Annotated in this window: 5 protein-coding genes and 1 pseudogene; 3 read left to right on the top strand and 3 right to left on the bottom strand. The window is 71.1% G+C overall.

From position 1 onward, the window contains the following. Positions 1-4: 4 nt before the first annotated feature. On the bottom strand, positions 5-2,977 hold the full coding sequence (uvrA, locus tag SSNG_RS08820; RefSeq protein ID WP_042800763.1) for an excinuclease ABC subunit UvrA: 2,973 nt from the start codon (positions 2,975-2,977) through the stop codon (positions 5-7). Between the two features lie 185 nt (positions 2,978-3,162). Between uvrA and SSNG_RS08825 the strand changes: the two genes are divergently transcribed. From SSNG_RS08825 to SSNG_RS08835, 3 genes are all read left to right on the top strand, one after another. Then, positions 3,163-3,858, top strand: coding sequence for a maleylpyruvate isomerase family mycothiol-dependent enzyme (locus tag SSNG_RS08825; protein WP_007263470.1), 696 nt, complete (start codon positions 3,163-3,165; stop codon positions 3,856-3,858). A gap of 9 nt (positions 3,859-3,867) precedes the next feature. Beyond that, positions 3,868-4,524, top strand: a complete 657-nt coding sequence (locus tag SSNG_RS08830; protein WP_007263471.1) for an MBL fold metallo-hydrolase — start codon at positions 3,868-3,870, stop codon at positions 4,522-4,524. Positions 4,525-4,672: 148 nt separating this feature from the next. After that, entirely contained in the window at positions 4,673-5,956 is a 1,284-nt protein-coding gene (locus tag SSNG_RS08835; protein ID WP_042803151.1) for an MFS transporter, read from the top strand. Positions 5,957-6,032: 76 nt separating this feature from the next. Here SSNG_RS08835 and SSNG_RS08840 read toward each other — a convergent pair whose 3' ends face one another. Continuing rightward, positions 6,033-7,025, bottom strand: coding sequence for a TerC/Alx family metal homeostasis membrane protein (locus SSNG_RS08840; protein WP_042800765.1), 993 nt, complete (start codon positions 7,023-7,025; stop codon positions 6,033-6,035). 259 nt (positions 7,026-7,284) lie between these two features. Further along, positions 7,285-8,249, bottom strand: a pseudogene (locus SSNG_RS43625) (export associated protein); the annotation flags it as partial.

The raw sequence follows: 8,249 nt of genomic DNA on the forward strand, positions 1-8,249 counted from the left end.
GGGGCTACGCCTTGCGGGTGCGGGCCGCCGCCTTCTTCGCCGGGGCCGCCGCCTTCTTGGCCGGGGCCGCCTTCTTGGCGGCCGCCCGCTTCCGGGCCGGAGCCGCAGCCGGAGGCGCCCCCGCGTCGGAGATCCGCTCCGCCCCCAGGATGTCCCGCAGGAACTTGCCGGTGTGGCTCGCGCCCACCGACGCGACCTGCTCCGGCGTACCCTCGGCCACCACCAGGCCGCCGCCGTAGCCGCCCTCGGGGCCCATGTCGACGACCCAGTCCGCGGTCTTGATGACGTCGAGGTTGTGCTCGATGACGATCACCGAGTTCCCCTTGTCCACCAGCCCGGACAGCACCTTGATCAGCTTCGAGATGTCCTCGAAGTGCAGACCCGTCGTCGGCTCGTCCAGTACGTACACCGTCCGGCCCGTCGACCGCTTCTGCAGCTCCGACGCCAGCTTCACGCGCTGCGCCTCGCCACCGGACAGGGTCGGCGCCGACTGGCCGAGGCGGACGTAGCCGAGCCCGACCTCGTTCAGCGTGCGCAGGTGCCGGGCGATGGTCGGCACGGCCTCGAAGAAGTCGAGCGCCTCCTCGATCGGCATGTTCAGGACTTCCGCGATGGACTTGCCCTTGTAGTGCACCTCCAGCGTCTCCCGGTTGTACCGGTCGCCGTGGCACACCTCGCACGGGACGTACACGTCCGGCAGGAAGTTCATCTCGATCTTGATGGTGCCGTCGCCGGAGCAGTTCTCGCACCGGCCGCCCTTGACGTTGAAGGAGAAGCGGCCCGGCAGGTAGCCGCGCACCTTCGCCTCCATCGTCTCCGCGAAGAGCTTGCGCACGTGGTCGAAGACGCCCGTGTACGTCGCCGGGTTGGACCGCGGGGTCCGGCCGATCGGCGACTGGTCGACGTGCACGACCTTGTCGACGAGGTCGTCGCCGTCCACCCGCGTGTGGCGGCCCGGCACCGACCGGGCGCCGTTCAGCTCGCGCGCCAGGTGCGTGTACAGGATGTCGTTGACCAGCGTCGACTTGCCGGAGCCGGAGACGCCGGTGACCGCCGTGAGCACGCCCAGCGGGAAGGACACGTCGATGTCCCGGAGGTTGTTCTCCTTGGCGCCGTGCACCGTCAGCCTGCGCTCGCCGTTCACGGGGCGGCGTACGTCCGGCACGGGGATCGACTTCTTGCCCGACAGGTACTGGCCGGTCATCGAATCGCCGTTCTCCAGCAGCTCCTTCAGGGAGCCGCTGTGCACGACCTTGCCGCCGTGCTCGCCGGCGCCGGGGCCGATGTCGACGACCCAGTCGGCCACCTTGATGGTGTCCTCGTCGTGCTCGACGACGATGAGCGTGTTGCCCATGTCCCGCAGCCGCACCAGAGTCTCGATCAGCCGGTGGTTGTCGCGCTGGTGCAGGCCGATGGACGGCTCGTCCAGTACGTACAGCACACCGACCAGGCCGGAGCCGATCTGCGTGGCCAGCCGGATGCGCTGGGCCTCGCCGCCCGACAGGGTGCCCGCGGCGCGGTTCAGGGAGAGGTAGTCCAGGCCCACGTCCACCAGGAAGCGGAGGCGTTCGTTGACCTCCTTGAGGACCCGCTCGGCGATCTTCTTGTCGCGGGCGTCGAGCTTCAGCCGCCCCAGGAAGTCGGCGCACTCGCTGATCGACATCGCGGCGACCTCGGCGATGGAGCGCTCCATCACGGTCACCGCGAGCACGATCGGCTTGAGCCGGGTGCCCTCACAGGTCGGGCAGGGCACCTCGCGCATGTAGCCCTCGAAGCGCTCGCGGCTGGCGTCGCTCTCGGACTCGGCGTGCCGCCGCTTGACGAACGGCACGGCGCCCTCGAAGGCCGTCGTGTACGCCCGCTCGCGCCCGTACCGGTTGCGGTAGCGGACCTCGATCTGGGTCTTGTGGCCGTACAGCAGGGCCTTCTTCGCCCGCTGCGGCAGCCCGGCCCACGGGATGTCGGTCCGGAAGCCCAGCTCTCCGGCGAGGGCGCCGATCAGCCGCTGGAAGTAGTCCTTGGTGTGGCCGAGCGCCCACGGCGAGACCGCACCCTCGTCCAGGGACTTGTCCTCGTCCGGGACGATCAGCTCCGGGTCGACCTCCATGCGCGTGCCGATGCCGGTGCACTCGGGGCAGGCGCCGAAGGGCGAGTTGAAGGAGAAGGAGCGCGGCTCCAGCTCCTCGAAGGAGAGGTCGTCGTAGGGGCAGTAGAGGTGCTCGGAGTACATCCGCTCGCGCTCGGGGTCGTCCTCCGCGAGGTCGACGAAGTCCAGGATCACCATGCCGCCGGAGAGGCCGAGCGCGGTCTCGACGGAGTCGGTGAGCCGGCGCTTGGCGCTGTCCTTGACGGTGAGGCGGTCGACGACCACCTCGATGGTGTGCTTCTCCTGCTTCTTCAGCGTGGGCGGTTCGGAGAGCTGGATGGTCTCCCCGTCCACCCGCGCCCGGCTGTAGCCCTTGGTCTGGAGGTCGGCGAAGAGGTCGACGAACTCGCCCTTGCGCTCGCGGACCAGCGGGGACAGCACCTGGAAGCGGCTGCCCTCGGGGAGCGCGAGGACCTTGTCGACGATCGCCTGCGGCGACTGCCGGGAGATCGGGCGGCGGCACTCGGGGCAGTGGGGCTTGCCGATGCGGGCGAAGAGCAGGCGGAGGTAGTCGTAGACCTCGGTGATCGTGCCGACGGTGGAGCGGGGGTTGCGCGAGGTCGACTTCTGGTCGATCGAGACGGCCGGGGAGAGGCCCTCGATGAAGTCGACGTCGGGCTTGTCCATCTGCCCCAGGAACTGCCGGGCGTAGGAGGACAGCGACTCGACGTAGCGGCGCTGCCCCTCGGCGAAGATCGTGTCGAAGGCCAGGGAGGACTTGCCCGAGCCGGAGAGGCCGGTGAAGACGATGAGCGAGTCGCGGGGCAGGTCGAGCGAGACGTTCTTCAGGTTGTGCTCGCGAGCGCCACGAACGATGAGACGGTCGGTCACGCCGGTCGCACCTTTCTTGAGTGAGCGGGGGCACGGGCCCCGACTGTCCAGGGTATGGGGGGCGCCTCTGCGATGGGATGGAGTCTGACTTCCGAGCGTATAGCACGCACATTCGATTTACGGCACTCCCGAGACCGCTTCACCCGATCGTGTGGCGGGGCCCCGTGAGCACTAGGCTCGGAACCATGACTGATCATGTGCACGACCTGGCCTCTGTACGTGAAGCCACGGACCGGCTGCTGACCGCAGTCGCGAAACTGGACAACGCCTCCCTCTCCGAGGAGTCACACCTCCCGGGCTGGACCCGCGGCCACATCCTGGCCCACCTGGCGCGCAACGCCGACGCCCTCGTGAACGTCCTCGAGGGCCGCCCCATGTACGAGAGCGCCGCCGCCCGCGACGCGGACATCGAGCGCGACGCCGGGCGGCCCCTGGAAGAACACCTGACGGACCTCCGTGATTCCGCGGCCCGCTTCCTCGCCACCACCGAGCCCGCCCAGGACTGGCAGCGCACCGTCGAGCTGCGCAACGGTGTGACCGACCTGGCCGCCAACGTGCCCTTCCGCCGCCTCGTGGAGGTCGAGCTCCACCACGTCGACCTGAACGTCGGCTACGAGCTCTCCGACCTCCCGACCGGGTTCGCCGACCGGGAGATCGCCTTCCTCGCCGACCGCTGGTCCGGCCGCCCCGACGTCCCGCCGGTCACCCTCCAGTTCTCGGACGGCGAGTTCGTCGCGCGCACGGGCGGTACCGAGGGCACCCCGGTGACCCTCAGCGGCGCGCGGGACGACCTGCTCGGCTGGCTGGCCGGCCGCGGCCCCAAGGGCGCCCACCTCGCCATCGAGGCCGGAGACGCCGTGCCCGAACTCCCCGCGCTCTAGGATTCCGACATGACGTACAGCGGAGCGGTCAAGGTCGGCGGTCCGGCCGACGTGCACGAACTCGCGGACCTGATGATTTCCAAGGTCGCGGTGGGTTCCATGAACAACAACGCGTACCTGCTGCGCTGCCGGGCCACCGGCGAGCAGCTGCTGATCGACGCGGCGGCCGAGGCGGACACGCTGCTGAACCTGATCGGCGACGACGGCATCGCGTCCGTCGTCACCACCCACCAGCACGGCGACCACTGGGGCGCGCTCCAGGCCGTCGTCGACGCCACCGGCGCGCGCACCTACGCGGGCGCCTACGACGCCGAGGGCATCCCGGTCCCCACGGACGTGCCGGTCCGGGACGGCGACACGATCACCGTCGGACGGGTCTCGCTGACCGCCCGCCACCTGGTCGGACACACCCCCGGCTCGATCGCGCTGGTCTACGACGACCCGCACGGCCACCCGCACGTGTTCACCGGCGACTGCCTGTTCCCGGGCGGCGTGGGCAACACGTGGGGCGACGCGAAGAACTTCGCCAGCCTCATCGACGACGTCCAGCACAAGCTCTTCGATCAGCTGCCGGACGAGACCTGGGTCTACCCGGGCCACGGGAACGACACCACGCTCGGCACCGAGCGCCCGCACCTCGCGGAGTGGCGCGAGCGCGGCTGGTAGTGACCGCGCGGTCAACACCGCGGGGCCATGCACTCCTTCCGGTCGACCTTTACCGAACGCATGTCCTGGGGGTGCGGGTTGGGGTAGTTGCTGCACCATGCAACAACACCCCTCCGCGCCCCCCGCCGCCTCCCCTCCCTCCCCCTCGATGCTCCGGCTCGCCACCGCCTCCCTGGTCGGCACCGCCATCGAGTTCTACGACTTCTTCGTCTACGGCACGGCCGCCGCACTGGTCCTCGGCCCGCTCTTCTTCCCCTCCTTCTCCCCGCTCGCCGGCACCCTCGCCGCCTTCGGCACGTTCGGCGTCGGCTTCGTCGCCCGCCCGCTCGGCTCGGCCCTCTTCGGCCACATCGGCGACCGCTACGGGCGCCGCCCCGTCCTGCTCGGCTCGCTGCTCCTGACCGGCCTCGCCACGGTCGCCGTCGGGTGCGTGCCCTCCTTCGCCTCCATCGGCATCGCCGCGCCGGTCCTGCTGCTCCTGCTGCGCTTCCTGCAGGGGCTGGGCCTCGGCGGCGAATGGGGCGGGGCCGTCCTGCTGACCGCCGAGCACGCCCCCGAGCGGCGGCGCGGGCTGTGGTCGAGCTTCCCGCAGATGGGCCCCGCGGCCGGGTTCCTGCTGGCCAACGGCCTGACACTGGGGCTGTCCGGGGCCCTGGACGAGGCCCAGTTCGCCTCCTGGGGCTGGCGGGTGCCGTTCTGGGCGGCCGGGCTGCTGGCGCTGGCCGGGCTGTGGCTGCGCCGGTCGGTCGAGGAGACCCCGGCGTTCCGCGGCCTCGCCGAGGCCGGCCGGCAGGCCGACGCCCCGCTCGCCGAGGTGGTGCGCGGCCACTGGCGGCTGCTCCTGCTGACCGGCGGGGCGATGGCGGTCGGGTACGCCGTCTTCTACACGGTCACCACCTGGTCCCTCGCGTACGCCACCGGCCGGCTCGGCGTGGACCGGACCGTGATGCTGGCCATCGTGATGGCGGCGGTCCTGCTGAAGGGGCTGGTCACCCCCGTCCTGGCGGTGCTCGGCGACCGCTGGGGCCGGCGGCAGCTCTGCCTGGCCGGCAGTGCGACCTGCGCGCTGTGGATGTTCCCGTTCGTCGCCCTGCTGGACACCGCGGACCCGCTGCTGATGACGGTGGGCTGCGTCGGCGCGCTGCTCGCGATGGTGCTGATGTTCGCGGTGGTCGGCGCCTACCTGCCCGAGCTGTACGCCCCGCGCCTGCGCTGCACGGGCGCGGCCGTCGGCTACAACCTGGGCGGTGTGCTGGGCGGTGCCCTGACCCCGGTCGTGGCGACGGCCCTGGCGGACGGCGCGGGCCCGCCGTGGGGGGTGGCGGTGTACCTGACGGGGATCTCGCTGGTCAGCCTGGCTTGTTTCGCCCTGCTCCCGGACACCCGGCCGGCCGTGGCCCGGGCGGCGCGGAGCGAGCCCGCGGTGGCGTGAGGCGGGCGTGGCGCCGCCGGCACGCGGAAGGACCCGGGAGCCGCTGCTCCCGGGCCCTTCCCGTACGGTCCGCCGGTCAGACGTCGGCGCCCTTCGGCTCGGCGGCGGCCCCGACCTCGGCGGCCTCGGCCTGCTTCTTCGAGGCGATCAGGCTGGTGATGGTGGTGATGACCAGGACGCCGCAGATGACGCCCAGGGAGACCGGGATGGAGATCTGCGGGACGTGCACCCCGGACTCGTGCAGGGCGTGCAGCACCAGCTTGACGCCGATGAAGCCGAGGATCACCGACAGGCCGTAGCTGAGGTGGACCAGCTTCTTGAGCAGGCCGCCGATCAGGAAGTACAGCTGGCGCAGGCCCATGAGGGCGAAGGCGTTGGCGGTGAAGACGATGTACGGGTCCTGGGTGAGGCCGAAGATCGCGGGGATCGAGTCCAGGGCGAAGAGCACGTCGGTGGTGCCGATGGCGAGCATGACGACCATCAGCGGGGTGAGGACGCGCTTGCCGTTGTTCCGGATGAAGAGCTTGGTGCCGTGGTAGCGGTCGGCGACGCCGAACTTCTTCTCGATCGACTTCAGGAGGCGGTTCTCCTCGAACTCCTCCTCGTCCTCGTCCTTGCGGGCTTCCTGGATGAGCTTCCAGGCGGTGTAGATCAGGAAGGCACCGAAGATGTAGAAGACCCACGAGAAGGTGGTGATGATCGCGGCGCCGGCCGCGATGAAGATCGCGCGCAGGACGAGGGCGATCAGTACGCCCACCAGCAGGACGCGCTGCTGGAGGTGGGAGGGTACGGAGAACTTCGCCATGATCAGGACGAAGACGAAGAGGTTGTCCACGCTCAGGGACTTCTCGGTGATGAAGCCGGCGAAGAACTCCTGGGAGGCCTGGCCGTTGCCGAAGAACAGCAGGCCGAGGCCGAAGAGGACGGCGAGCACGATCCAGACGACGGTCCAGATGCCCGCTTCCTTGATCGACACGTCGTGCGGTTTGCGGCCGATGAGGAAATCGGCGCCGATGAGGATGCACAGACCGGCAACGGTCAGCACCCACAAGGTCAACGAAACGTCCACGGTATTCACGCCTCCGGCGGATGGCTCAGCACATGGTCAGCGTCATCGCTGCCGGAGGTCTCTTCCACCCGGCGGCCGTCGGGCCGCGGGCCGGCGCCCCGGGATCCACTGCGTCAGATCACCACAGTGGTCCGTATTGACGGGCACGCCGCGCAGGAAATAGCAGGAATACTCCCCTCCGCGGGTCCCAGGGTACCTGCGGAGGAGGCAAAAGGTAAAGGGCTCCCCAAGAGGAGGTCACCCACCGGTCATGGCCGGGTCACGGGCGGGTCGTGCGCCGCGCCTCCCGCACCCGGTCCAGGGCCCGTTCGAGGACGGTGCTGCCCTGCGGGGGCAGGTCCGGCTCGAAGGTCCAGGCGTGCTGGACCCAGGGGTCGGCGAGGTGGCCGTCCGGCACCGGGGACAGCCGCATCAGCGAGCGCCACAGCGGATCCAGCAGCGGCCCGTAGGCGGAGGCCTCCTCCCGGTCCGCGACCATCAGCAGGTGCACCCCGACCGCGGGGCCCTCGTCGGCCAGGTAGCGCAGCTGGGTCACCGCCCGGTCGTCGAAGCCGTGCGGGAAGTCGTGCACGACCAGCAGCTGCTCGGCCCGGTCCACGTCCGCGGGCAGCTCGTCGGGGGCGCCGGCCCGCAGCGCCATCTGTACGAGGTCCACGCGCCGCGTGAGCTGCGCCAGGGTCCGGCCGACCCCCTCGGCGCCGGCGGCGGGCGGTGCCGCGAGCACCCCGGCCCGTACCAACGGGGCCAGGGAGGCGGCGCCCGCCCCGGCGGCGTCGATGACGTGGACGGAGAACCGGTCGGCGGGGTGCACCGCGAGGAGCCGCACGGCGTGCGCGACGGCCATGTCCATGGCGGCGCGGCGCAGCCGGTCGGTGTCCATGGCCATGGCGGCCTCGGAGCCGGTGCGGCCGTTGTCGATCCACAGGCCGCGCTCCAGCGGGAGCCGCATCAGCATCGGGATCCGCAGGCCCGGCATCTCGGGCAGGCTCAGGTTGCCCAGGCGCAGCGCGAGCGGGGCCTCCTCGGGCACGCCGCCGCCGTGCCAGACGGGGTTGTCCCAGCGGGCGTACGCGGCCGGCAGCGCGGGCTCGACCACTTCGGACTCGGCGACCAGCTGGGCGAGGTCCCGGTCCAGGACGGCCCTGGCCTGCGCGACCAGGTCGTCCCGGCGGGCCCGGGCGGTCTCGCGGGCGGCGTCCCGGCGCCGCCGACGCGGTGGCGCGG

The organism is Streptomyces sp. C, assembly GCF_000158895.1.
GTDB classification, from domain to species: domain Bacteria; phylum Actinomycetota; class Actinomycetes; order Streptomycetales; family Streptomycetaceae; genus Streptomyces; species Streptomyces racemochromogenes.